The organism is Streptomyces sp. bgisy159 (genome assembly GCF_965341775.1).
Taxonomy (GTDB): Bacteria; Actinomycetota; Actinomycetes; order Streptomycetales; family Streptomycetaceae; genus Streptomyces.
The window spans coordinates 93111-118652 of sequence record NZ_CBDQZH010000023.1 but is presented as its reverse complement, the minus strand read 5'-3'; the positions used below and the strand labels follow the sequence as shown (position 1 = coordinate 118652).

At 66.6% G+C, this 25542-nt stretch carries 15 protein-coding genes and 1 pseudogene; 11 read left to right on the top strand and 5 right to left on the bottom strand.

The window, feature by feature from the left end; translation table 11 throughout:
• The first annotated feature begins 50 nt into the window (after positions 1–50).
• A complete protein-coding gene (locus ACSLTV_RS22335; RefSeq protein ID WP_382102258.1) occupies positions 51–680 on the top strand; it encodes a protein NO VEIN domain-containing protein in 630 nt (209 codons plus the stop codon).
• 122 nt (positions 681–802) lie between these two features.
• On the opposite strand, the pseudogene ACSLTV_RS22330 reads toward ACSLTV_RS22335, so the two are convergent.
• A pseudogene (locus ACSLTV_RS22330) lies at positions 803–1113 on the bottom strand (hypothetical protein); the annotation flags it as partial.
• 84 nt (positions 1114–1197) lie between these two features.
• Here ACSLTV_RS22330 and ACSLTV_RS22325 point away from each other — a divergent pair.
• From ACSLTV_RS22325 to ACSLTV_RS22305, 5 genes are all read left to right on the top strand, one after another.
• Complete coding sequence (locus tag ACSLTV_RS22325) at positions 1198–2529, top strand: hypothetical protein (protein WP_435612758.1); 1332 nt, start codon at positions 1198–1200, stop codon at positions 2527–2529.
• A 420-nt stretch (positions 2530–2949) separates the two neighbouring features.
• A complete protein-coding gene (locus ACSLTV_RS22320; protein ID WP_385249404.1) occupies positions 2950–4992 on the top strand; it encodes an ATP-binding protein in 2043 nt (680 codons plus the stop codon).
• 374 nt (positions 4993–5366) lie between these two features.
• Positions 5367–6344, top strand: coding sequence for a hypothetical protein (locus tag ACSLTV_RS22315; RefSeq protein WP_328919206.1), 978 nt, complete (start codon positions 5367–5369; stop codon positions 6342–6344).
• 505 nt (positions 6345–6849) lie between these two features.
• Positions 6850–7658 (top strand): IS5 family transposase gene (locus ACSLTV_RS22310; protein ID WP_435612757.1). Its coding sequence is split into 2 segments (ribosomal slippage): positions 6850–7189 and positions 7189–7658, totalling 810 coding nucleotides; the frame shifts between segments, so codons are not numbered across the junction.
• Positions 7659–7915: 257 nt separating this feature from the next.
• Positions 7916–8806 (top strand): DUF5655 domain-containing protein, encoded by an 891-nt coding sequence (locus ACSLTV_RS22305; protein ID WP_435612756.1) that lies wholly within the window; start codon positions 7916–7918, stop codon positions 8804–8806.
• A 610-nt stretch (positions 8807–9416) separates the two neighbouring features.
• Here the strand turns inward: ACSLTV_RS22305 and ACSLTV_RS22300 are convergent.
• Complete coding sequence (locus tag ACSLTV_RS22300) at positions 9417–12677, bottom strand: N-6 DNA methylase (RefSeq protein WP_435612763.1); 3261 nt, start codon at positions 12675–12677, stop codon at positions 9417–9419.
• 257 nt (positions 12678–12934) lie between these two features.
• Here ACSLTV_RS22300 and ACSLTV_RS22295 point away from each other — a divergent pair, with 257 nt between their 5' ends.
• A complete protein-coding gene (locus tag ACSLTV_RS22295) occupies positions 12935–13351 on the top strand; it encodes a peptide deformylase (protein WP_399019630.1) in 417 nt (138 codons plus the stop codon).
• 268 nt (positions 13352–13619) lie between these two features.
• Here ACSLTV_RS22295 and ACSLTV_RS22290 read toward each other — a convergent pair whose 3' ends face one another.
• Genes ACSLTV_RS22290 through ACSLTV_RS22280 form a run of 3 tightly spaced genes read right to left on the bottom strand, consistent with a single transcriptional unit; the run spans position 13620 to position 20694 of the window.
• Positions 13620–16262, bottom strand: coding sequence for a pPIWI_RE module domain-containing protein (locus tag ACSLTV_RS22290; RefSeq protein WP_435612755.1), 2643 nt, complete (start codon positions 16260–16262; stop codon positions 13620–13622).
• Entirely contained in the window at positions 16262–19570 is a 3309-nt protein-coding gene (locus ACSLTV_RS22285) for a hypothetical protein (protein ID WP_435612754.1), read from the bottom strand. The genes ACSLTV_RS22290 and ACSLTV_RS22285 overlap by 1 nt, the downstream gene beginning before the upstream one ends.
• Entirely contained in the window at positions 19567–20694 is a 1128-nt protein-coding gene (locus ACSLTV_RS22280; protein ID WP_435612753.1) for a hypothetical protein, read from the bottom strand. The genes ACSLTV_RS22285 and ACSLTV_RS22280 overlap by 4 nt, the downstream gene beginning before the upstream one ends.
• A gap of 933 nt (positions 20695–21627) precedes the next feature.
• Here ACSLTV_RS22280 and ACSLTV_RS22275 point away from each other — a divergent pair.
• From ACSLTV_RS22275 to ACSLTV_RS22260, 4 genes are all read left to right on the top strand, one after another.
• A complete protein-coding gene (locus tag ACSLTV_RS22275) occupies positions 21628–22167 on the top strand; it encodes a hypothetical protein (protein WP_435612752.1) in 540 nt (179 codons plus the stop codon).
• A gap of 53 nt (positions 22168–22220) precedes the next feature.
• Positions 22221–22430: a hypothetical protein gene (locus ACSLTV_RS22270; protein ID WP_435612751.1), complete on the top strand. Its 210-nt coding sequence runs from the start codon at positions 22221–22223 to the stop codon at positions 22428–22430.
• A 249-nt stretch (positions 22431–22679) separates the two neighbouring features.
• A complete protein-coding gene (locus tag ACSLTV_RS22265) occupies positions 22680–23975 on the top strand; it encodes an HNH endonuclease (RefSeq protein ID WP_435612750.1) in 1296 nt (431 codons plus the stop codon).
• Positions 23972–25417, top strand: a complete 1446-nt coding sequence (locus tag ACSLTV_RS22260; RefSeq protein ID WP_392366071.1) for an argonaute/piwi family protein — start codon at positions 23972–23974, stop codon at positions 25415–25417. Before ACSLTV_RS22265 ends, ACSLTV_RS22260 begins: the two co-directional genes overlap by 4 nt.
• Positions 25418–25542: the final 125 nt, after the last annotated feature.

Here is a 25542-nt window from a genome sequence, read left to right as displayed (position 1 = left end):
GGGGGGGGGGGGGGTGCGCCTGTTTCTTCCCCCCCCCCGGCCCCCATGTAATGCTGAACGGCAGGCTCGTGTCGGCCCGGCCCGACGACCTGGCGGCGCTCGCCCGCGAGGTGGCCGCAGACCTCACGCCTAAGCAGCGGGCCACCTCGGCCACGTCCGCCACGGCGCTCGCGCCCCGCATTCCGCGGCCACGCACCTCCTCGTCGTCCGGTGCAAGGTCGCACAGCGGTTCGTACCAGGTCCCCGCGAGCGACCAAGACCGGACATTGGCTGTGGGCCTTGCGGGAGAGGCGGCGGTGGCCGCGTGGCTGCAAGAGCAGTTCGGGGTCGAACCACAGGACTCATGGAAGTCCGGCCTGCGAGTCCACGGGCTCGCCGGCGCGCAGCCGGGGGACGACCGACTCGGCTACGACTTCCTCATCCACGACGGCGACGCGACCTACCTCTACGAGGTCAAGGCATCCACCGGCGACAGCGGCGAGATCATCCTCGGCGAATCCGAGGTTCGACGCGCTTCTCGCCTGAAGCCGGACGAGACGTACTTTATCGTGTACGTCTCTCACGTCCTCGACCGCGACCGCCGCAACATCACCGTCCTGCCCAACCCATTCGGCGCCCCCGACCTCGCAGGCTACGAACTGGTCAGCACCCAGCTGAGGCTCCGATTCAACCTTGGCTGAATCAACAAATTCGCGCCCGGCTGGCCGTGGGACGACGGAGGTGGCTCGCTCCATCCACGCATGCCCGCCCTCGGTCCACATTGCCGCCGAGTTCCTCGAACAGCTCGCAGGACAGGGCCTTCCTTCCTGGCCGGATCGAGCCGCGGATCCTCGGGGTGCGCGTGGCCCGGTGACTTTCGCGCACAAGAACAGCGCCATCAGCCGGCCGGGCCTGCTCTCCAAGTCCGGCCGTCGCTCGCTCCACACACGTTCCGCTAGGGCCGGGACGGCGAGGGAATGACCCCGTAGCGTTGCCGCGTCCAGCCCTCGTGGCATTATGCCCCCGGTCCTCCCAGTTGATCATGTAGAACTCCGGGCCGGTCACGTTCGCCCACGTCAGGTCGGCATGGGGCGGCCGCCACTCCTCCACCGTCGTGTCGGTCACCTCGGGAAGGACCTCCCGGTCCCTTGGGGCCGATGGGTGCAAGCATGCGAATTCAGTGGAGAGCGGCTCCTGTTTCTAGGCAGAATCGCTGTCGTGGCTCCGATGTTGACCGATATGCCGTCGGACCGGCTGAACGCGCTGGTCAAGCACCCGTTCCACCGGGAGAACGGTGAGCGGCTGATCGGGTTCATCAAGGACTTGCGCGAATGCCACAGCGCCGAGGACTTCGTGACGTTCCAGCGGGAACTTCTGCTAGCCACACTGGCCGCGAACCGTGCGCGTGCGGAGCGCTCGCGAGTGATCAAGCGGCTCAGGAAGGGGCAGTCGCTGCCTGCCGACGCGCCTGATCTCGTCGTCGGTGATCCTCGCGACGTGGAGGACTGGCGACTGGAGTCCGACGTTCTGGAGCGTGTGGGGCGCCAACTGCGCTCGATCGGTGACGCCATGGCCTGGCGGGCATTCCGGTACGACCGGCGCTACATACTTGCGCTGCGCCGCAACGAATCACCGGGGCCAATGACCCTCAGTAAGGAGGGCACGGTCCATGAGATCCAGTTCGCGGAGCAGCAGTGGATCGAGAACAGGTGCTTCGCACTGCTGCATGACATCACCGACTGTCTGCGTATCGGCGACGTGACCGTGTTCCGTGATCGGGGCGACGACGAGCAGGACATCCTCCTTTACGAGCTGAAGACGAATCCGAGGCGGCGGGAGAGCACCCAACTGACACGGACCCGGTTGGCGGCGGAGGCACTGCACACTGGCGGGCCGCTCCCCGGTCCGGACAAGGCCGTTCTCGTCGAGACCGGTGTGCCCTACGCCACCCATATGTCCGTGCTGAGTGACGCCTTGGGCCGCGCCCACCAGGAGGGGCTGAAGACGATGCGCGTGCCGGGGCAGCGTGGTCTCCTGGCGCTCGACATCGCGGCAGCTGGGAACAGGTGGGATGCGGAGGAAGCGGCCCGACAGTTCCACGCCGCATACGCGGCACTGCTGCGTCGTATGCGACTGACGGTACAGCGCATCTGCTTCAGCAGCGGAGACAGCGCGGCGCGCAACACCATGGCCGTGCCGTGGGGCATCTATCCGCTCCAGCCAGCGCAGTGTGCCGGCCTCATCGCGGATGTTCTCGTCTTCACCGTGACACTGTCGTCCGACGACCTTGTTGACGAGCTTGGTAAGCATGGGTTGGACGCTGAGTGGGTACTGCCGAGCGGAGCTGAGATGCAAACAGCCCAGCCTGTCATGATCATTCGAGGGCACGGCCATCAGGTCACGATGGCTAGAGCAGGGCTCGAGCAGCTCGTGCTGGAGCTTAGCGATCTACAAGTCTGGGCGCGCGGCATGGACCAGCTGCTTCGGAAGGGCAAAGCCGGTCGGCAGCCGTGGCCGTACTTCGCTGATGAGTACAAGGTGTGGGCCTGACGCCGGCCGCGTATCAGGTTGCCCCTTGAAGTCGACGTGTTTCCGATGACGCATCACGTGGAGTGCGTTGCCATCCTTGAACCGGCCGCAAAGGGCTCCTGACCTGCGGTTTTGCCTGTGCGCATTATGTGCGGTGTGGGCGTTACGGGCGATATCTTGACGCTGAAATGACGCTCGTGACGCTCATTTGACGCTCGTTCTGATGGGGTGTCAGGCGGATCGCCGGGCAGGTTAGGTTCTGCGAGCCGGCGGGACATCAAGCCGGGCACTTGGCAGCTTCAGTCGGAGCCGTGGGCGGCAGACTGCAGGTTCAGCGGCGGGCCGTGGCGAGCAGGTCACTTCGCCGGTACCTCGGCCGCCCAGCACGCTTTGCTCCAGCCCGGCCGCTAGGGTGGGCGGCCTGGAGCGAGGAGGAAGACGATGGCGCTGACCACGTCGCTGGCCGGCCGGGTCCGGAATACGAGCCTGCCCAAAAGCCATGCCCTTCTGCCGCTCCTAGAGGCCGTGGTCAACGGCATTCAGGCGATCGACGCCCGGTTCGGCGACGACATGGAGCCCGGTCGTCTGAGCATCAGGATCCGGCGCAGCCAGCAGGAAGCACTCGACTTCAGCCATGTCGGCCCAGGACGCGCGGCGTTGAAGCCCATAGTCGGCTTCAGCGTCGAGGACAACGGAGTGGGCTTCACTCCGGAGAACATGACATCGTTCGAGACGCTGGACAGCGACCACAAGGCCGACATGGGCTGCCGCGGTGTGGGGCGCCTGCTCTGGCTCAAGGCGTTCGACAGGGTCACGGTCCGCAGCGCCTACGAGGACGAAGCCGGATGCCTCAAGGGGCGGCAGTTCCGCTTCTCCGTCCAGGGAGAGGTTGAGCCGGACGGGGAAGCGGACACTCCAGCCGAGGTCGGCACGACCGTGAGCCTCGACGGGTTCAAAAGGCCCTTTCAGCAGAGCGCGCTGAAGACCGTCGAGGCCATTGCCCGTGAGGTATTCGAGCACTGCATCTGGTACTTCCTGCGTCCCGGCGGCGCGCCCGACATCACGGTGGCAGACGATGACGGGGCGGTCTCGCTCAATAGCCTCATGCACGACTTCGTGTACTCCGACATGCAAAGGACATCGATCGAGGTCAAGGGGGAGAGGTTTGAGATGGTGAGCCTCCGCCTGAAGTCCTCGCCGAGGAATCTCGCGCCACGGCTGTACTGGTGTGCTGCGAACCGTGTGGTGGTGGAGGAAAACCTCACCAGCAGGGTGCCAGGGCTCTACGGAAGGCTCAAAGACGCGGAGTCCTCCCCGTTTACGTACGTCTGCTACCTGTCCTCCGACTTCCTGGACAGCCACGTCCGCGCCGACCGTACGGCCTTCGACATCAGCGAACGTGTGCCGGGCACCCCACTGATCGAAGATGTGTCGATGGACGACATCCGGGAGAGCGTGCTCAAGGAAGTCGAAAGCATCCTCGCCGGGCCGCTCAGCGCAGCACGCGAGGAGGGCAAGGCCCGGGTCCACGAGTTCGTCAGCAACCGTGCTCCGAGATACCGGCCCGTCCTGTCGCGACTCGAGCAGCTCGGCGTATCCGTGGATCCGTCCATGAAGGACCAAGACCTCGAACTACTGCTGCACAGCAACCTCCAGAAGCTCGAAGCGTTCGCGCTGGCCGAGGGCCACGCCGTCCTGGGCGAAGCAGGCTCCGCCCAACCGGAGGGCTACGACGAACGGCTCGCCCGGTACTTGAACACAGTGACCGACATCAACCAGTCCGACCTGGCCGCCTACGTCTCGCGCCGACGAACGATCCTCGACGTACTCGCCAGGCAGATCAGGTCCGACGACCAGGGTAGGTACAGCAAGGAGGACGCGATCCACTCCCTGCTCATGCCGATGCGGACCGACTCGAACGAGATCGGCACCGATGCCTCCAACCTCTGGATCATCGACGAGAGGCTCGCGTTCCACGACTACCTCGCCTCTGACAAGACGCTCAAGAGCATGCCGATCACGGGTTCCAATTCGACGAGGGAGCCCGACCTGCTCGCGACTCGGCTCGTCGGCTCGCCGGTGCTGGCCGCGGAAGGGGGAACGCTCCCGCTGCCGTCCATCGTCGTGATCGAGGTCAAACGGCCGATGCGCAATGACGCCTCGGAAGACAAGGACCCAATCCAGCAGTGCCTGGAGTACGTGAAGCGTGTGCGCGCCGGCGGAGTGAAGACCGCGCTGGGGCGGCCGATCCCCCCGACGCGTGAGGCACCTGCCTTCTGCTATGTCCTCGCGGACCTCACGAAGACGATGGTGGACAGATGCGAATACGCGGGCCTGCGGCCCACCCATGACGGCATGGGTTATTTCGGTTTCAATGAGCCGTGCAAGGCATACATCGAAGTAGTGAGCTTCGACCGTCTCGTCAACGCCGCCACCGAACGCAACCGGGCGTTCTTCGACAAACTCGGACTCCCCTCCAGCTGACTAATGAGTGGAGCTATTCCATCCGACCCCCGGAGGATCAGTAGGCGTCGATGCTCCGGCTGGCCTCAGAGAGCTCGGAAGGGGCCGCTCGTGCCGAGTCGAGGCCCCGTGCCCATCCGTCGGCTCAGGACTACTGTGCTGCCCCGCGCAGATGTCTGGCCAGCGTGGTCACCGCGATCAGGGGAGACGTGGTGGACAGGATGCAGGTGGACAGGTGACACATGAGGGGCTTGCAGGGTCCCTCGCTCATTCCAGACGTCTGCTGTCCCGGAGGTGGGGCAGCCCTTCGCCGGTACTCTTCCCGGAGAATCCGGCACCTGACGTAGGGGGAGGGCGATGAGGGTGAAAGACGACAAGGCGTACGGGGTTCGCTGGTGACCGGTACCGGGCAGCAACCGGCAGACCTCCACTTCCCCGCTCTGGTCAACGGCCTCGACTTCCTGGTGAGTGCCGTCGGCTCACTGTCCGGTGACGACGGGCAGCCGGGACCGCGCGATATGAAGTACGCGGTCCTGCACCTCCAGGCTGCGGCTGAGACGCTGCTGAAGGCCCGGCTGGAGATGCACGATCCGGCGCTGGTGTGGACAAAGGTGGAGCTGTTCGACCAGCGCAAGCACGAGGCCGGTGACTTCAAAAGCTGCGGCGTCAAAACAGCGATCGAACGTCTGCGTGACACTGTGCGGATCGAGAGCACGATCGATCCGGAGGACGCTGGCCTCAGGGCCCTGGGCAGCCTCCGCAACCGGATCATGCACTTCGGGTTGAAGGACACGGTCCTCGCCGTACAGGCGCGCACCGTTCCCGTACTCGATTTGCTGGTCGGCTTCATCAACACCGACATCCTGCCCCAGGTCCACGAGACCGATGAGGCATGGTCGGTTGAGCAGCACATGGAGCAGGTACGCGACGGTTTCAAGCACCTCACGGACTTCCTCGCCCTGCGCATGGAGACCCTGCGCAGTCGGTTGGACGGCTATGAGAGCTCGACGGCCTCGTGCCGCTCCTGCGGTCAGTTCACCGTCGTACTCGACGCAGGAGCCCAGGATCTCGCCTGCCTCCTGTGCGCGAGGCAGTACGGCACCGGCGAGGATGCCGCGTGGGAGTTCATCGGCTCCAGCAAGCACGTCAGCATCACCGACGGAGGCGGCGACCTCAACGGCTGTAGCAGCTGCGGCGCCTACTCCGTGATCAGCACTCCGTTGGCCAGCTCGCCCGGAGAGGACTCCTGGATTTGCTTCGACTGTGGATCCACATACGAAGGCGTCTGCACCTTCTGTGACCAGGCCGCCGAACTCGTCCCCGACATGGACATGTGTGGCGACTGCTACGAGATCCGCCTGGCCAACTTCTGACGGTGTAGTCGGAGGTCAGGGTACGGCGATCCGATTGACCCGATCCGGGAATCGGCCAGGGGTGCGTCTTACACCACCGGTGCTCGCGACAAAGGACCTAATGATGACCCACGACCGGATCCGGGCTGGGCACACCCTCCTCCTTCACGCGCACTCTATGTGCTTAGTTCAACTACAGCCCGTACCCGTAAGGTTGAGATTCAGGCGCCCTGCCGACCGCCTCGCCCCATGGGGGAGCGGCGGCCGTCTTCGTGCTGTTCGCCGTCCTGGTTCACCTGCTGACCTGCGCCCACGGCCATCTTCCGGCCGGCAGGCAACACCGACAGCATCGCATTGGCTGCCGGCCCTTCGTGTGCTCAGCCGCCGGCGCGGCCCCGGAGGCATGCCGCAGGCCGGCGGGGAAGAGGTGCGGGATGCCTTGTGTAGCAGGTGCTTACTGATCATTTCAGAATGAGTTTGGTTCAGGAGCTTGGCAGTTGGCCTGGTGGGCGGCAGAGTTCTGCAGGTGTCGGATGATCTTGTGCCTGATGACCTGTGGGCTCGTGTCGCCCCGCTGCTCCCTCCTCGCCCGCCGCGGCGCCGGCGGTATCCCGGTCGGCTGCCGGCGGATGACCGTGCGGCCCTGCGCGGGATTGTCTACGTGCTCCGCACGGGTGTGACCTGGGCTGACGTGCCGACCAAGACGATCGGCTGCAGCGGCGTGACGTGCTGGCGGCGCCTGCGGGACTGGACCGAGGCCGGCGTCTGGCCCCGCCTGCACGAGATCCTCCTCGCGGAACTCCGCAAGTCCGGACTGTTGGACATGGAGGACGCCGCGGTCGACGGCTCGCACGTCCGGGCCCTCAAAGGGGGGCTCACACCGGACCTTCGCCGGTCGACCGCGGCCGCCGGGGCAGCAAGCACCACCTGATCACCGACCGGCACGGAACGCCCCTGGCGGTGTCGTTGACCAGCGGAAACCGTCACGACGTCACCCAGCTCATGCCCCTGCTGGACGCGATTCCCCGCATCCGCGGCCTGGTGGGCAGGCCACGTCATCGACCACGGCGGCTGTTCGCCGACCGCGGCTACGACTACGACAAGTACCGTCGCCTGCTCCGCGCTCGCGGCATCACGCCGAAGATCGCCCGCAAGGGCACCGCCCACGGATCCGGCCTGGGCAGGACCAGGTGGGTCGTCGAGCGAACCTTCGCCTGGCTTCACCAGTTCAAACGCCTGCGGACTCGCTACGAGATACGAGCCGACCTCCACCTCGGACTGCTCCAACTCGCCTGCAGCATCATCTGCTTGAGACGACTCCGAACCTCATTCTGAAATGATCAGTTAGAAGGCCCCTGGCGCATCTCGTCGGCAGGTGCTTTGACCTGCCACGTTCTTCCTCGCTGACACGCTGTCAGGGGTTTTGTGGGACGTATGTGGGACGAGGGCCCCTCTGGGACGGATGGGATGCGGGGGTGCCCGACTGTGCCAGGTGGTCACCGTCTCACATCTCCTCACCTGTTCGGTGCGCCCACGCGGAAATAGATCTACCCCCCTCCTGCGTTCTCGATCTTCGAGCCGAGGAGGGGAAGGTGTCGGGCCTGAAGCTGTTTCACACGACGAATGGCGGCGTGACGGAGGTCATGCCGCGTCTTGCCGAGGTCGAGGCGGATGTGCAGGGCCTCGTCGAGGCGCACATGGAGACGATGCTGGGGGTGCGGTTCCTGGCGAGCGAGTACGTCATCGACTGCGCTGACGGTGGCCGGATCGATTCGCTGGGGCTCGATGAGAACGGGGCGCCGGTGGTCGTGGAGTTCAAGCGCGGCACCGCAGCCGGCGTGATCAATCAGGGCTTGTATTACATGGCGTGGCTGATGGCGCACAAGGACGCCTTCCGGTACCTGGTACGCGACCGACTCGGGGTATCGGCCGCGTCCCAGGTGCTGTGGAGCGCACCCCGGCTGATCTGTGTCGCCGGCGATTTCACACGCTACGACGGGCACGCCGTACGCGAGCACAGGCGCAGCATCGACCTGGTCCGCTACCGGTTCTTCGGCAAGGACCTGATTGGACTTGAGACCGTGGCTTCCGTCACCGGGCGGACGCCGGCCGCGCGGCGGGCTCGCCGCAGCGCGGTCGGGCTGCCGCCCGCTCGAGAGCAGGACGGTTCGCTGGCGGAGCTGGCGGAGGCGGTTGATGAGGTGCTGCTCGGCCTCGGGGACGGCGTCAGCCGGGTGCAGCGGAAGCAGTACCGGGCGTATCAGCGCCTGCGGAACTTCGCCTGCGTTTGCCCGCCGCAGAAGACCAAGCTCCTCGTCTATCTGAAGGCCGACCCGAAGGAGGTCGACCTCATACCTGGCTTCACTCGGGATGTGACGGGGCTGGGCCACCACGGCACGGGCGACCTGGAGGTGCAGTTGCGCTCCGAGCGGGACATGGAGCGGGCCGTGGACCTCTTCCGCGCCAGTTACGCGGCGGCGTAGCCGTCCGGTGTGTTTGCGACGTGAAGGCGTACGGGGGGCTGCTTTGGATGTCGTGGTGGTCGTGCCTTCCGACGTACGGGCAGGTAATGGCGGTGGACCATCAATGATGCGCGGGATCGCCGGTTTGGCCAACCGGCGATCCCGCACTATGTTGCCCCGCTTCGAAGCAGGCTGCGTTCACTTGCCCGAGCCGTCATCAGCTCGCCGTAATCGTTAGCGGTGCTTCGGGTGCCGGGCGGCCTGCGATGCTAGCCCGCATCCTCCCTGAGCCATCGGGGGGGAAGGGAGGAGACCGAAGCCGTCACTGACCGCGCCGACTGATGCGAGTCAGTCCACGGTGCGCCGGCTAGGTCGTACTCGTCGTGCGGGCCCCAGCCGATGTGTCGGGGCAGGGCCAAGCGCCCGTAGGCAGGCCCCGGCCGAACTCGTCGAGTGACGCCGGGACGGAGTGCTCATCGTGCGCGCCTACTCGTGGATGCCCGGCTCTCGCACTGACATCGGTCCGGTTCGAAGGCAAGTCCGGGCGCGACCAGTTCGTCGGCCACCGCTTCAGCGGGGGTGCCCGACGCGCGAACCCGTTGGAGTCCAGGGCCGCGGGCGTGGCACGACTTCAGGTGTCGTCCCGAGGGAACTTGTGATCCCTGCCGCAGCGCATTGTGATGTCCCCGCTCGTCTTGTCGAACTTGTGGAACAGGAACAGCTCCCGTGCGTCGCAGTCCTCGCAGACCTCGGCCCGTGCCACGGGCCACAACGGCAACGGTCGCGGGGATGAGGGGCCCTCCACGTAGATGCGGTCTGGGTCGAGGGTGTCGGGGAACGAGCGCTCGAAAGGCTCCCAGTCAGGATGGCTTCCTTGGAGACGTCGCCCGATCAGGGTGAATCCGCCGTTCCCGGCGTACGCACAGGTGTCGACCAGTTCCCAGCGGAGGGCGGACAGCCAGCCCACCGATTCCAGGGCCGCCACGACCAGCGGCTGAAGCGTCTCGACCTCCCGCTCCAGCTTGTGTTCCGGCTGCACCCTGCTCGCGTGGCTGGAGTCGTTCCGCATCCCGCGCAGTTCGCGCAGCGTTCCGAGCACCCCACCAGGGTCCAGGGAGCCCTCCAGCTCCGGAAGTTCGGGGATAGGCCCGGCCTTGACCAGGGCTTCGATCTGTTTCTCCCATGTCCCGAAGGTCGCACCGCCCTGCGAGAGGGATCTGTTTCTACGAAGGGTGTCAACGTAGCCCTGGTCACGGTGTATCTGGACCGCCACGGCAAGCACCCCGACACAGCGCGCCACGCCTTCCGCGAGTTTCAGGAGAGCATCCTTGCGAGGGGCCGACGTCGTGGCGATGCGGTACTGCCGGGCCAGCGCCGCGACGTGGTACGGGTAGGTCCACTCGGCCCGTCGGACCGGGTCCCCGAGCGGTTGGACAAGTTCTTCGATGATGCGCGCCTCGTATGCGGATGCCTTGGCGACACGGCGCATCTCGTCGAGACCAGCCTGCATACCTTGGAACACGTTCGGCAGGATTCTTGAGGTCGTGACGGCGAGCGCCGCTCTGCCGTGGTCGAGGTCGTCCAGATGCGCGTTGAACTCAGGGTCCTTGATCAGCTCGACAGGCACGGGCGAGTTCATGGACACGCGCGAGTAAGGGCCGTCCTCTTCGCTCGCCCGAGTCCGCATCCACTCGCACAAGGCTCGGCCGTTGTTGCCGATAGGACGCAGCACGGTCAGACCGGTCACGGCGTCCCCGAACTCCGCAGGCAACACACGCCAGTTGCCCGCGAGTCCCACCACGTCACCGCCGGTACAGATGGCCACAGCCTGCCCTGGCCGGGCAGACTCCGAGAGTTCCGCCGCGGTCGCCACCGTCTGGAGGTCTCGGCCGCTCAGCAGAGGCAGGCCCGTGGGCCGCCTACCGGGTGAGCCGGTTCCCACGCGCCGTGCCACTGTGGACAGTGGACCGAAGCCCGTACCGGGCACGCCGAACAGGAAGGGGGCCTGGGGCAACGTGTAGCCGGTCTCGACGCCGATCTGATCGCGCAACAGGTTCGGGTACTCGGGCGCGATCTCCTGCTCGATGAACTCGTCCACATCCTGTCCCAGCGGCACCCGCACCTTGTGCCGCAGCTCGGGATCCGGCAGCGGACGCCCCCGCGTGTCCTTCTGGAGCTCCCCCTCCGGGGCCGATACGGCCACCGCCTGTCGTACCCGGCGCGACAATGAACGCGGGAGCTCCGCCGACAGACCTGCGTTCCTCAGGGCCGTGGAGAAGGCGCCCTCGAACGCGTTCCAGGTGGGCCAGTTCTGCCCGTTCAACGCACGAAGTGCTCCCACCAGGGCATCCGTTCCGTCGAAGGATGCACGTGTCGGCCAGGATTCGGCATCGCTGACGGTGTCGTCGCTCACCGCGAAGTACTGCCGCAGCTGCTGCTCGACCGTGACCTCCTGATAGCCAAGGTCATCAACGTCGAGGAGCAACGCCCCGTCCTCACCATCGGCTTCTTGCTGCTCCCCCAAGTTGCCCCCGTATGCGACCTCGTAGTGCTCGCCGAGGCGGGCGATGTGCTGGTCCGTCAGATAGTGCCGCTTACTCGCCAGCGTCTCGCGCAGGGTCGCGAAGTGGCCTCGGGCATCCAACGCGATGACTTTGCCCCGCAGCCGGGGCGGCTTGCGGTTGGACAGCAGCCACAGAGACGCGGAGAGACCGGTGTTGACGAACAGATGCGTGGGCAGGGCGACCACACCCTCCAACAGGTCGTTCTGTAAAAGCCACTGCCGGAGCTTCGCCTCGTCCGATCCGGTACCGCCCCGGTTCAGCGTCAAGGCAGGGAGCAGGATGGCTGCCCGGCCGCCACCTTCGGCCGGAGGCCGCATACGGGCGACCATGTGCTGCACGAAGAGCCAGGAACCGTCACTGATACGCGGCAGCCCCGCCCCGAAGCGGCCGTCGTGGCCCAACTCCTCAGCTTCGCGCTTCACTTCGCTGTGTGTCCGTCGCCACTCCACCCCCCACGGAGGGTTCGACAGCAGATAGTCGAACGTCTCACCTCGGTGCCTGTCGTCGCTGAGGACGTTCCCGAAGCAGATGCCCGTCGCATCCGTGCCGCTCATGATGCGTTCGGAGCGGGCGATCGCATAACTCTCCGGGTTGATCTCCTGGCCGAAGACCCTCACCTCGGGGGGACTGTCCAGGCCGCGCAGGTAGTCCTCGACGGCGGTGAACATGCCCCCGGTGCCGCAGCACGGATCATGGACGGCGATGGGCCGGCCCGCCCGGTCAAGCGTCGCCGCGTCTGGGCCGAGCAGCAGTCTGGCGGCCAGCGTGGCCACGTCGCGGGGGCTCGCGTGCTCGCCCGATCGCTCCGGCGCCGCCTCGACGAGACGCCAGACCAGTTCTTCGTACGCCGACCCCATCTCCTGGTCGGAGACGGCATCAGGACTCAGATCGAGCTCTGCGAACCCGGACACAACGCCACGCAGCACACGCGCGCTCGCCAGCCTCTGTACCTCAGCGGCGAATTGAAACGCGTCCAGTACTTCCACGACCTCGGCGGAGAACACTCGCGCAAAGCCCTTCAGTGCTTCGGCGAGCAGCTTCTCGGCATCCGGTGACGCCTCGTCAACCGCGGTGAGCAATCCGCCGAGGCTGTCCCGAGTGTCCGTAGCTCCGCCTGTCTCGTCCAGTCCGGCCTGCGCCGAGTCCGAGCTTGCGGCCGCGACGCCGCCTTCCCCCTCCGTGGCCGTCACCTTCAGCCCCAGGCCCACCTCATGCCGGCGCAGGCAGTCCATCCGGCGCAGAAAGGTGAACGGGAGTATCACGTCGCGGTACTGATGGGCCGGCATGCTGCTCCGCAGTAGATCCGCTACAGCCCAGCAGGCATCCACCAGTGCTCGGCCTTCGACCCCAGCCACTTACCCTCCCAGGCCCGGCGGCCACCCACCAGCCGGGCGCCGGTCATCATCTCACCCCGTGACAAACGTGATGATGATTGGTGCGCCAAGGGGCCCAGCGAGTAGACGCGCAACCTCGGGGTCGTCCAGGCGGGCGCCCCCATCCTCGGTGAGCCGGCACGTCCCTTCGACCTTCCCGCCGAGCGGGATGGCGCGGAACGTGTTGTGGACAGACTCTTCGCGTTCATAGAGTGCATCGCCCAGGTGCACACCTTCGCCAAGGGCTGGGGATCGCCGCGCCTCAGATCGGCATTACCCGTGCTGCTGCTGTCGTTCAGCCTGCCGAGTCCGGCGCTGGCCCCATCGTCGTCCTCAACCCTCGTGTCACGGATGTGTCGGAGGAGAGCGATGAGCAGTACGAAGGGTACCTGTCCTTCTTCAACGTGCGAGGGAAGGTGTCTCGCCCTCTGAGAATGACCGTGGAGACCACATCCCTCAACGGTGCCACGGTAACCAACGTCTACCAGCGCGGCCTGGACCGCCTCGTCAAGCACGAGATTGACCACCTCGACGGCCTGCTGTACACGGATCGTATGCAGTCAGGGGTTCTGCCTATCCGCGTTGAGGAGTACCGGCAGACCGGCCGGGCATGGGCGTACGACTCCTGACCCGGAGCTCCCAGTGACGATGGAGGACGTGGGCGGGGAGGACCCTCAATGACGTGGGACGATCTGTGTGTCCGCTGTCCGCGACGTGGATGCATGGCCGCTGCGGTTCGTACGGTGACGACAACGGCCCGCCGAAGAATCCGCCATTGCTACCTGGGCGGCTTTCGGCGGAATCTACCTGGGTGCGGTGACGCGTAGCCGGATGGCCTCATACCCATCCGGCTAGCGCGTGTGACCTGACCAGTCAGCAGCGGCATGGGCTGGCCGATCAGACGATGTATTCCTCCATCAGCTCGGCGAGGTGGACGATGGCGGGCCACGTGGTGGCGATGTCGGTGTGGGCGTGGAGGCGTCGTTGGGCCTGGACGTACATGGCCCAGTCGGCCGGGTTGTCGCCGTCTTGGAGGAAGGCGGGCACGATCTCCAGGGAGGTCGGGTTGGAGCAGGTCCAGGTCCGGTTGCCGGTCTGGGCCGGGTCGAACTTGGTGATCGTGAGAGGGGTCTGATTCTGATCGGGGCGCGGGTTGATGCCCCAGAAGGCGCGTTCCCCAACTTCGACCAGGCCGGAGAATCGTCCGTGACGGGTGACGGGGATCAGCTCGTCGGTGTCGTCGCCGGCGCTGACCATTTCCTGGGTGACACCGAAGGCCCTGGGCACCGCAGAGCGATCGCTGCGCTCACGTAGCCGGATGATGCGCAGGCCCGGTTGGTCGCCGGGCTTACGGCGGTCTGGGTCCGCGTTGGGGGCCGTGAGGTCGATGCCCGGCAGCACGAGCTGGTCGAAGGTGATGCGGCTGTCCTGGAGCCAGGGCCAGATGTCCTTGTCGCTCGTCCGGGCGCGGCGTACGAGCAGCAGGCGATTGGCGGTGGAGTCGAGCGACAGGGCGTTGGTGAGGAATTCGGCGAGGGCCGCGCGTGCGGTACGGGGCACGCGTCCGCGGCCGGCCACGAGGGCTTCCGGTAGGGCGGTCAACGGCATGGGGCGCTCGGTGGGGCTGCCCGTCGTCGTCATGAGTTGTGCCGTGGGTTCCTCGTGGGTGTGCTGACGGATCAGCATGGGCACGAGCATCCGCTCGCCTGCGGGGGCGAGCCAGACGGTGATCAGCTCGAAGGGGCCTTCGATGCCGGGTGGGGCGGGGAGTTTGGGCAGGTGTCCGGCCTGGCGGAGGGCGTCCCGGAGGGCGGAAGTGGCGCGCTCGATGTCGGTGGTCGCGAAGTCGGTGCCGAGGAAACGCTTGGCGAGGGCTGCTTTGCTGGGATTGGGGTTGGCCGGCGGGATGGGGCGCAGGCCCTGGACGTTGCGGCGCAGGCTCGGGAGGACTTTCTTGAAGAGGGTTTTGGGGTCGCGCTGGTGTGTGCGGGAGAAGTAGGCCGCGCCTTCCATCTCCACGATGCAGGCGATGGGGTGGGCGAGGCGGGGGAATGCACGGGTGATTCGCGCCGTGCGTTCGACCTCGCTGGCTTCGTAGGCGGCCCGCCGGGCTGCCGGGTCTGACTCGGTGGAGCGTGGCAGACCGGCGGCCAAGTCTTGCGGGTCGTGGCGGTGGAGGGTGAGGTTGATCGGTCCGGTGAAGCTGGCGCACGCCGCTGTTGAGGTGGCGGGAGTCAGGCCGAGTTTGTCGGCGGCAGCTGTCTGTAGACCTTGCCAGGTGCGGTCGGAAGAGGCCCAGACTTCGATTTCGTACGTGGGGGAGTCGGGCAGATGCATCGGCAGGCGTGTCTTCGACCGGGTCCGTGCCTTGGGGCTGGGCGTCAGGGGGACCAGCCCCTTGTCCTCCAGTTGTCGGGCGACCTGAGTGAGGACCTCCATATGGTCGCGGGGCTGGTAGCCGTGGCCGACAGGGTGGTCGTGGGTGGCACGAGCCGGCGGGGCGCCGTCCTGGTTCGGATGGCGGTAGGTCATGCCGGTGCTGTGGACGATGTGCGCGGCGAAGGGCTGAGCCGCCGCGTTGCCCGGGGCGGCGCGCAGTTCGTCGAGGCTGGGCGGCTCGTGGTGGGTGAGGCGGGCGAGGATGCTGGCGACGCCCGGCTGCCAGGTCCATGAGCTGTCCTGTCCGCGTCGGCGGATGATGACGGAGCTCTGCAGGAGCATGGGACGTTCGCGGCGGTGGATGAATCCCTCTTTGGCGGAGAGCAGGACGCTGGCGGTGGGGTCGCCGTTTCCGCGGCGGGGGATGTAGTCGAGCGCGTTCGTCGCGAAGCGGGTCATGCCCAGGTCGAGGTGGAGGTGGACTTCAGGGACCCCCGGCACGGTTTCCAGGTGGAGGGTGAGGACGTCCACGCTGGCTCCGGCCGCGCCGTCGTCATCGATGAGGGGCTCCGGCTGGCCGAGATGCAGGGCGCGGCGGCCGTCGGCCTGGGTGGGGCCGAGCCGCAGGTCACGGCGGTGGCCCAGGAGCTGAAGATCGGTGGTGGTGAGATGTTCGGCGACGAGGCTGGGCAGGAGGTCGAAGACGTGCGCGGGAGGGTTGGCGGTGCCGTTGAGATGAAGGCCGTGCTGGGCGAGGTCGAGGTCTTCGGGGATCCATTCGAACTGTCCGGCGCCTTCGAGACGGCCGTACCAGTCGGTGTCCGGCACCTGGGGCGCCACATGAGCGGAGGCCCATGCCGACAGCGCGATCAGCAGCAGATCCGGGTCGATCTCGGTACGCGCGCGCAGCCAGGCCGGATGGCGAGGGTCCCAGTGCACGGAGGTGATCTCCGGGTCGATGAGGGTGATCAAGTCCCTCAACGACCTGGTGGGCAGGCTGTCGGGTCCGTTGCGCTTTCGACGGCCGGGGCGGGCTTCCCAGGCGTCCTGCAGAAGGCTGAGCATCCCCGGTGGGCAGGTCGCTCGGTAGCCGGTGACGGGCCAGCTGGCCCCGGTAGCGAAGGTGAGCACGGTGGCCTGGGTGGCGCGGTAGGCGGGCATCAGCGGTGACCCCAGTCGATGTTGTCGAGGAGATGGGAGGCCAGGCCCCAGCAGGCGCGGGCGAGTTCATGGTCGAGGCGCTGTGCCGCGGTGGCGGTCGGGCCTGGATCGGTGAGCCAACCGTGCAGGAGTTGCTGGGCGGCGACGATCACGCTCGTGCGGGGAGTGTCGGCCGCGGTTTCGTCGAGCGTGGCGGTGCGGGGCGCGAAGGCAGCGTCGCAGAGGTACACCAGAACCGGTTCGTTGCCACGGATGCCGCGGCCGATTGTCTGGTGGAGCGGGACGAGGAAGTTGCCGACGAACGCCGCGTGTTCGACCGGGTCGGTCAGGCGGGAGAACAGGACCGGCTCTCCGACCCGCTGCTGCCAGCGGCGGCGTTCGCCGTGGCGGAGTTTGCGCGCGAGGTCGACGGGATCGACCGAGGGGTCGGCCAGCTCGATCGGGTCGCGGAGGCGGCGCATCGCCTCGCGGCTGAGCAGGGACAGCGGGAAGGTGGCATCGTCGGCGGGTGGGTGGATGCGGGCCAGGTAGAACACCGCGCCGAGGGCTGCGACGCGGCGGGCGTTGAGGATGTTGTGGCCGCGTTGGACGGCGCCTTCGGCAGCAACCAGGATGTCGGCGTCGGACGCGGCAAAGGTGGGCAGGCGGCGCCTCGGGATGCTGTGCCGGGTGGGCGGGTCGTCGTCGCGAATGACGTGCAGGGCCGTGTACGGGGTCTTGTGGTTGATGTAGTCGGCGACTGTCTGGGCATCGCGGGTGCTCTGCACGGTGAACAGGACCTGCTGACGGTCTTCGGCCAGCCGCAGACGGGCCTGCTGGAGCAGGGACTCGCGCGCACCGGGGGCCGGGTTGCAGATCCAGTCGGCGGCCGTGCACAGCGCGTGGGCATGGCGAATGGGGTCGCCGCCGGTGCCCGAAGTAAAGACGGGACGGCCGTCGGGGTAGCGCGGCGGGCGGAAGAACATCTTGCTCTCCTTCAGCGCCGCCCTGGCCTTGGCCGGCTCCCGGAGTACCAGGTTCGGGGCGACGTCCAGGTGGAAGCGGGGCGAGGCGGGCATCCAGCTGGTGGCGGAGGCCAGGACGACATGCGGTCCCTCGATGCCCTCGGCTGTCAGGAGATCATGGAGGTGGTAGAGCAACCAGCGGCCGACCCCGCGCAGCCACAGGATGCTGAACGACCCGCTGTCACCACCGGGGTTGGGCTGCCACTGAAGTGCCATCAGGTTCCCGGCAGCCTGTTCGGGCACGAACGGCATCAGGTCACGTGGCGGCTGCCGGCTCCAGAAGTCCTCTCCGTCGCCGATCGGGGAGGAGCTGATGGCGTGCAGCCGTTGGGCGACTTCGAAGAAGGAGGTCGTGATTCGCGCGGCCCACACCCCGGCCTGCAGCAGTTGTGCGTACTCCGCCAGCGTGCCTCGGACCTTCGCCTCGTCGATGGCGGGCTGGTGTGTCGTGATCCATGCCTCTGCGGCCTCCTGGGCTGAGACACGAGTGTCGTGGGCTGCCGTCATCGCCTCGATCAGCTCGGCCCAGTTCGCCGCAGGAGCCTGAAACGGGGCGGAGAGCAGCGAGGCGAAGTGCGCTTCGAAGTAGTAGTCGGCGGCTTCTTCCTGTTCCGCCTTGTCCGTGAAGTCAGTCCGTTCACCAAGGCCGTGAAGGCTGCGGGCCAAGCGCCGCATGAGGCTGTAGCCGGTGAACGGACCCTCGGCGATGACGTCGCGCAGTGCGTCCGCACCAGAGGCGATGACCAGCCGGTACAGCTCGGTCAGTGCCTGATCGTGCCGACGGAAATGTTTGTCGCCAGCCGTCACCTCCGGGTTCAGCAGATCGAGGAACCAGGAGTGCTCCAGCCGCTGCCCGATTCGGTCGCCTACCCGGTGACTCCAGCCCCTGCCGGGCTGGGAAAGGATCTCGTGCAGCAGGAACCGGTCGTCGAATTGCTGCTGCACGGTGTCGGCTTCGTCGACGAGCAGGACGGACAGGTGGTGCTGTGCCGCTTCGGCGACGCGGACCTCGATATGGGACTGAGGCATCCTCGTCGAGGCCAGGCCCGCCGCGGTCGTCACCCACACCTGTGCTTCGGCAACCTTGCGTGCCGCCGTATGCGAAGGACACTGGGACAGAAGCGGGCAGTCTCGACGCCCGCTCTCGCCGACGACGGTGAGACGGCCTGTGCAGGGCCGCTCCTCGCGGGGCAGCGGGGCCCGGTCGGTCCTGCTGGTCAGCCGCAGCTCCTCTAGGTAGCACTGGTCGTCGGCGAACGCCGCGGCAGGGTCCAGCCCCGTGGGGAATGTCGTCTCGCCGTCGTGGAGCAGGGAGCGCCAGAACCGGTCCTTGTGGACGCCTTCCCGGGTGCGTCCGAAGATGGGCACGGCATCGATGCCCAGGGCCTGCAGGAAGCTGACTTTGGCGAACACGTCGCTGCCGGAGGCGAGGACGAACCCGACCTTGCCGCCGCGGCGGGCGACGATGAAGGCGATCAGGTCCAGCAGGGTCGACTTGCCGCTGTTCATCAGGCCGACCACGTGCCACATGCGGTCAATGGTCATCCGCCACTGCTGATCGAGGAGATGACCTTCGGTGTGGTCGGCCAGCAGGGCTTCCATCTGCTCGAACCGTTTGACGAAGTCCCGGTTTTCGATCTCCGGATGGGCTTCCAGGAGTTTATCGATCTGTTCAGCAGCCCACTGGAAGTCATTCCGCGTGAGGTGGATGGGCTCCTGCACTCGGGAGACTGCTGCGGACAGCACCGCGGGTGCCGGCGCCGGGATGAGAGTCTCGGGGACGCGGATCTGTTCCCGCCTGCCGTCGGCCCGCTCGAAAGAACACACCGAACCCGGCGGCACCGGCCGGTACGGGGACGCCGTCTGGTAGGGGGCGATTTTCTGCAGCGTCTGACGGTAGAGGTCATGACGGGCCGCGGCGTACGGGGTGGACCGCCGGGTGAACACGGTCGACAACTCCGGCTTGTGGCCGCGCATGTCGCAGGGTTCGAAGCCCCGCACCTGTACCGGCAGCTTCACGTACTGATCGAGCTTCTCCCGCATGGTTCCGGTCTTGGCAAGCGGGCCCATCACCTCCCGCAGAGTCCGCAGCTGCGGACCCAGGTCCTCATCCAGACGCATGTAACCGGACAGCACCGGCCACAGCGCGCCGACGCCCTGGCCGGGCAGATGGTCGTCCAGGAACGACAGGCCCATCTCCAGCGCGCAGATTTCCCACGGCCTGAGGGGGCCGAGCAGGGGGCGCACGCTGTCGTCCGTCAGCTCCTTCACCAGTTGCTTGCTCCAGGCGCGGGTGTCCCTCATCGCGTTCCTCCTCCCTGACGTGCACGGACGGTGGCCTGCCGCAGGAACGTCTTCTCGTCGAGGACTTCGACGCCGGAAACGCGGCCCTGCAGTTCGCGCTCAAGGTCCGTGCGGTAGCCGGGAGTTCTGAGGCGGTGCATGGGGATGACGATGATGCGTCGCCGCGCCGGCACGCGTGGATCGCAACGAAAGCCCCGGGCGAGTAGGGCAGGGCTTGAGCAGTCCTTGGCATCGACGGCCCAGAGCTCCGCCTCTGCACCCGGTTCCCGGGCCTCGAACGCCAACGCCATATCCCACGCGTCCAGGCACGGCCAGTCCTCGATGCACAGTGTGCCGTCGGCGAGTTCGCCCAGGCGGTCCAGCAGCCGTCCCTCCAGCAGTCCCGGATCGTGGAAGAACTGGCGGGTTGCCCGGTGCTGGGCCCAATACGCGCCCAGACACGTCACCTCGTACCGCTCTGGCACCCCTGTACAGCCGGGAGCCCCACAGCCAACGGCCCCGTCGTCAACCGGATTCCGGCAGTCGGCACAGCGCCGCAGGCGAACTTTTCCCGGCGCCTGGACCGGGTGGTGGACGTAGGCGACGCGGACGAACTTCGCGAGGAACGAGTCATGGTCGGAGTCCGCTGCCGGGAGTTCCCGCGCCAGCGCCTGGACCTCGCGGTCCGGGAGCACCGGATGGTCGATCAGCAGGCGCCGCAACCGGCAGTAGACCCGCTGGACAGCGTCGTCGTCCTTACCGTTCATCCGGGCACACAGCATCAGGGCGGCAAAAACCTGATTCTGAACGAGCTCCGCCTCGACGTCAGCGTGCTGGATCAGGTCTGCCGCCTGCTCGGCGAACTCAGACAGGGCATCACCCTCCAGCAGCACCACTTCGAGATCGCCCTCGGTGAGCGACAGCGGTACAGGCCACGATCCCAGCGGGCGACGGCACCAGTCGAACAGCTCCAGGTCGTTGCTGGGGCCTTCCAAACCCAGTGACTGCGCCTTCCACCACAACCGGCCGCGTGCATCACGCCAGGCACGCGGCAATGGCCCCGACCCGTCCGTGCCGCGGGCTTGAACGCCGGCCCGCTGTCGTTCGAGGCGGATTTTCACCAACGCGGCACACAGCAGCTCCACCAGCAGGTAGTCGTCCTGAGCGGTCCGCGAGTCTCTCTCTCCGCCGAGGCGGGCGTCCCGCGATGCAGGGACCGCAGCAGCGGGGCGGTGGTCATCTGGAAAGTCGCCGTCAACCGATGGTGCCTGCGTACCCCCGGAGGCCGACGCAGCCGCTTCCTGAGCAACATTCATAGCCGACCGGTATACCCGACCGCACTGACAACGTCTCTCGGAATTCGAATGTCTATGCGATTGACCCGCTCATGATTTCGGTTATCGTCGGCTGGCGCTGCCGGACAGCACTGTGGTCGGCGGCGCTACGGCCTGCGGGATGCTTCGATGGGGATCTCTGAAAACCGCTCTGCCTTCGACTCCGGGAAGGCGCGCGGCCCGCGCTGTCAGTGGTGGGTGGTGGGATATGCCGTAGCACCGTTGCCGATGTCTCCGGAGTCGCCCGCATGAGCTTAGATATGACGGCCCCTGCCTCTCGCGAGCCGAAAAATGGCATCGGAGCGAGCCCGGTACCTCGCTCGGGTTGCACCGATCGGACACGAGCAGTGAGCCATCGGGCTGCGTCCTGGGAGGTCTGGTGCGGGCTGCTCTCGAGCGATGGGGTCCGGCGGGCGAACCTCGCAGTGGCGACAGGGGGCGTGCAGGGCGCCGTCGGCTACCCGCGCGCATATGCCCGAGGGCACCGCAAGGTGCGTCCCGATAGCGGCGTCGTTTGCCGTTTTCGTGGTTTTGGGGAGGCGGATATCGTCTGTGAGTCTCCCGCGCAGGGAGCGCGACGCTTCGCGTGTGCTCACCCGGCAGGCCAAGCCTGGTGTGTACATGCAGAGCCCGCCCTAAAGACGCAGATCGAGATCAGCCCGCACGACGAGGCATGAGCAGCATGCCCACCGCCATCTTCTACGGTGAAGTCAAGTAGCCTCCACCACAGGGAAAGAGACCCGTGTGCAGACGCGTACCGTGTGCCTGTCCCTCCTACTCGTGGCAGTCCTGGGCTCCGTGACCGCCTGCGGCCACGGCGCGAGCACCGCATCCAAGGAGACCGACGGCAACGCCAAGGGCAACGAGCAGACCAAGGACAGCGGCACCCTGACCGTCGCCCTGGGCCACAGGGCCAAGTCGCCCGACGGTACGACCGCCACCGTGTCCGACTTCACTCGGGGCGTCACGAGCGAGTACGCCTCTGTCAAGCCGCAGCCCTTCGTCGCCTTCAAGGTGACCGTGCACAACGGCGCCAGCGAGATAATGGACCTCACCCGGTTCTCCCTCTCCTGCGCCGACGGCGAGCCGGTCTACGACAGCACCCAGGGACTCGAAGCGGCGGGGTCGGCGACCTGGGGGGCGAAAAGCTACGTGGACCCGGGGGAGGACGCCACCTGGAAGGACGGCTGCCCACTCCCGAAGGACGCGCACAAGGTGCAGATCAAGGTCACGCCCGAGGCCATCAAGTACCAAACCGCGATCTTCTCGGGCGAGGTCAAGTAGCCCCGACCACAACCGCCACGGGCGGACCATGCCTCAGATCGATCATGCGGCGTGTGTTACGTGATCAAATTTTCGACCTGCTGCTGCCGGACCTGGCGTCGGTGACCGTGACTGACCTCCATATCGCCGGCACGACACTCACCATCACTGCTGCGCCGCGATCGCGCGACGGCGCCGTACCCGTCGTGTGCCGCCAACTCATGCGTGTCACGGCCCTTACCGGCGCAGGCCGGTCGATGTCACCATCGGAGTTCGTGCGGTGACGATCAATCTGACGGTTCGCCGGAGTCGGTGTGAGACTTTGTCCACACCGGACTTTCGCCGAGCAGGTCGAGGGACTGAGCGAAGACAGCACAACCAGTGGTCAGCAGATCAGAGGCTGGGCCGACGCGGTGACGACCCACCAGCGGGTGCTGCGACGCAGCGGAGCCCCGATGGTTCGCACTCCTGTGGCGAGGGAGGGCCTTTGTCAGAGGTCGTCCGTAGCATGTGGGTTACCTGGAGGAGGTGTTGTGGCCGTACCTGTCGCGCAGCAACGCAAGTTGACCCAGCGTTCCGGCAATATCTGCGCCTTTCCCGGATGCGGCTTACTGCTGACGGCTCAGGGGACGCCGGAAGACCCCGTTGTGGTGCTTGGCGAGATGGCCCACATCGTGGCGGAGAGCCCGAACGGTCCGCGGGGCGATTCACCGTTGACGCCGGAGGAGCGCAATCGGTACGAGAACCTGATCTTGCTGTGCAATCAGCATCACCAGCTGATCGACTCCGAAGGTGCGCTGGCGAAGTACACGGTGGAGCGTCTGCACGCCATGAAGGAGACTCACGAACAGCGGATCGAGCGCAGGCTTGGCGGGCGTTCCAACGTGCCGACGGAGCTGCCCCCGATGGTCAACGACACCGTGTACAGCAACGTGCTGCCGGTTACGCAGATGCCGCGCTACATCTACGGAGCTCCTTGCTCTGTCGGCCGGGAGAACGAGGTCCGGCCAGCCGCGGCATCTGCTGGGACGATGACGCCGTTCATCCTGCGTGAGGGGCGGTTGTGGGCATTCCAGGACTTGCGGGACACCAGCAACCCGTTCGTCGACGTGGTGGCGTGCACGGAGACCGAGCGCTTCTCCACCAAGGAGTGGTGGACGGATCCCGACAGGCTGGGGTGGTACGTCGCGCTGCTGAACCGGTCGCTGAACAAACTCACCGGACGTCTCGGACTGCGGCTCGACCACGACCACCACCGCTACTACTTCGAACCGGAGGCTGCTGGCGTTGAACGCTCCGTGCCGTACCGGCCGTTGAATGCCAGCAGGGCGACCCGGAGCGTCGTATGGCAGCCCAAGAAGCGAGCGACCGGGGAGGCTCGCAACTATTGGCTTCACCGTGCTGTTTCGCTGCGCTTCTTCCTCATCGGTGACAACCAGTGGTGCCTGAGCGTCAGACCCGAGTTGCGTGTCACCTCCGACGGCTTCGAGTCCATACAGGCCAAGTACATCGGGCGGCAGGTGACCCGGAAGAAGTCCCGCCTCTTCAACCACGACCTCCTGGGCGAAGTGCAGTTCTGGCGGGACTTCCTCGGCAGGAGCACTCCGCGGATTTTCTTCCCCTTCGGCACGGACAGGCAGAATTTGATCGTCTCGACATCGCTGAGTAGCGGACAGGTGCGCTGGCCGGGCATTCCCCCCGAGCACGACATGCCCTTCAAGAATGTCGACTACGTGGACGACCTCTTCACCTGGGCCGAGGCGGAGCGTCTGAGCGAGGACGATGATGCCGCCGACGAAGACGACGACGCGGAGGAAACGCTGCGATGACGGCACGCCCTGCTCCACCGAGGATCTCGCCCGCCGGCTCCCCGTCGCTCATCGCTAGCACCTACTTTCCCGAACCGCTGCTGCAGTTCGCCGACGACGGCCTGCACATTGACCCCAAGGCCGGCATCGCACGCTACGGGCCGCGTTCCTGGACGGCATCGGGCCGCCATCCCACCCGGCTGCGCGTGGGGCTGATCGGTACCGCCGAGCTCGTCGAGGCGGCCCGTACCTGGATGAGCAGTCGCGCCGAGGGCGTACGCGGGGATCTGAACAACCCGGAGTTCCCTGGGTGGATGCCCGACCGCGGGTTCTTCTCGTCGCTGGAGTTCGACGACGCGTGGAATGAAGAACTGGGGCAGACCGAACTGCGGCAGGTACTGGAGATCAAGTCGCAGAAGGACCGCTTCCACGCTGCCTTGACCCTGTTCGAGGCCAAGTTCCGGCAGTTGGCAGAGCGTGACAGCGTCCCCGACTACGTCGTGATCGCGCTGTCCGACCAGATCGTGACGCGCTGCGGCACGGCCGACTACACCGGCAAAGAGACCGGCGCGGTCCATCGCGACCTGCGCCGGGCTCTCAAGGCGAGCGCCATGAAGTTCCGCATACCAACGCAGATCGTCCGAGCGCCCACGCTCGACGGGCGCGACAGGACACCGCCCTCCCGCATCGCCTGGAACTTCTTCACCGCGATGTACTGCAAGGCGGGAGGCTATCCGTGGAGTCCGTACGGCCTTACGCCTGGGACCTGCTACGTCGGCATCGGCTTCTATCGGCCACTGGGTAGCGCGGATGCGACGATGCAGACCAGTCTCGTGCAGGCGTTTGACGAGCGAGGGGAAGGACTGGTTCTCCGGGGACACGAATTCGAGTGGGATCCGAACAAGACCGGGAGTCGTTCGCCTCACCTGACGGCTGACGGCGCGCACCAGCTGATGGCCCTGGTACTCGACCGGTACGAGGCAGCCATGAAGCAGACCCCGGCTCGCATCGTGGTCCACAAGACCTCGCGCTACTGGCCGGACGAACGTGACGGCTTCCGCGCGGCGATCGAGTCCCGTGTGCGGCGCTACGACCTGATGGCGCTTGAGGTGCAGAGCCGGGTACGTCTCATCACCACATCGAAGTACCCGCCGCTGCGCGGAACCCGTTTCACTTTCGGTGACTTGGACTACCTGTACACGACGGGCTACATATCCGCGCTCAACGAGTTCCACGGGATGCACGTTCCGGCGCCGCTCCAGGTCGCAGACCATGTCGGACAGGATTCTTCGCGAGATGCTCTGCTGAAGGAAGTCCTCGCGCTCACGAAGCTCAATTGGAACTCGGCCGCATTGGGCGGACTCCTGCCGATCACGATCAAGTTCTCCGGGCTGGTCGGCGAGATCATGAGGGAGATCCCCGCAGACCGGGAGCCACTGCCTCAGTTCAAGTTCTATATCTGAATGCACGAGGTGCCGGCCTCGGGCAACGCCCCCTTCTCGTCAGCTCCCTGCCGGCGAAACGGCTGTACGACCTGCGGCATTCGGCGCTGTCCACCTGGCTGTACGTTGGCGCGACCCGCCCGAGG

Bases quoted from the DNA above. Each gene is read 5' to 3' on its own strand.
- ACSLTV_RS22335 (WP_382102258.1), top strand. From the start codon at position 51: ATGCTGAACGGCAGGCTCGTGTCGGCCCGGCCCGACGACCTGGCGGCG.
- ACSLTV_RS22320 (WP_385249404.1), top strand. From the start codon at position 2,950: ATGGCGCTGACCACGTCGCTGGCCGGCCGGGTCCGGAATACGAGCCTG.
- ACSLTV_RS22290 (WP_435612755.1), bottom strand. From the start codon at position 16,262: ATGCCCGCCTACCGCGCCACCCAGGCCACCGTGCTCACCTTCGCTACC.
- ACSLTV_RS22285 (WP_435612754.1), bottom strand. From the start codon at position 19,570: ATGAGGGACACCCGCGCCTGGAGCAAGCAACTGGTGAAGGAGCTGACG.
- ACSLTV_RS22260 (WP_392366071.1), top strand. From the start codon at position 23,972: ATGACGGCACGCCCTGCTCCACCGAGGATCTCGCCCGCCGGCTCCCCG.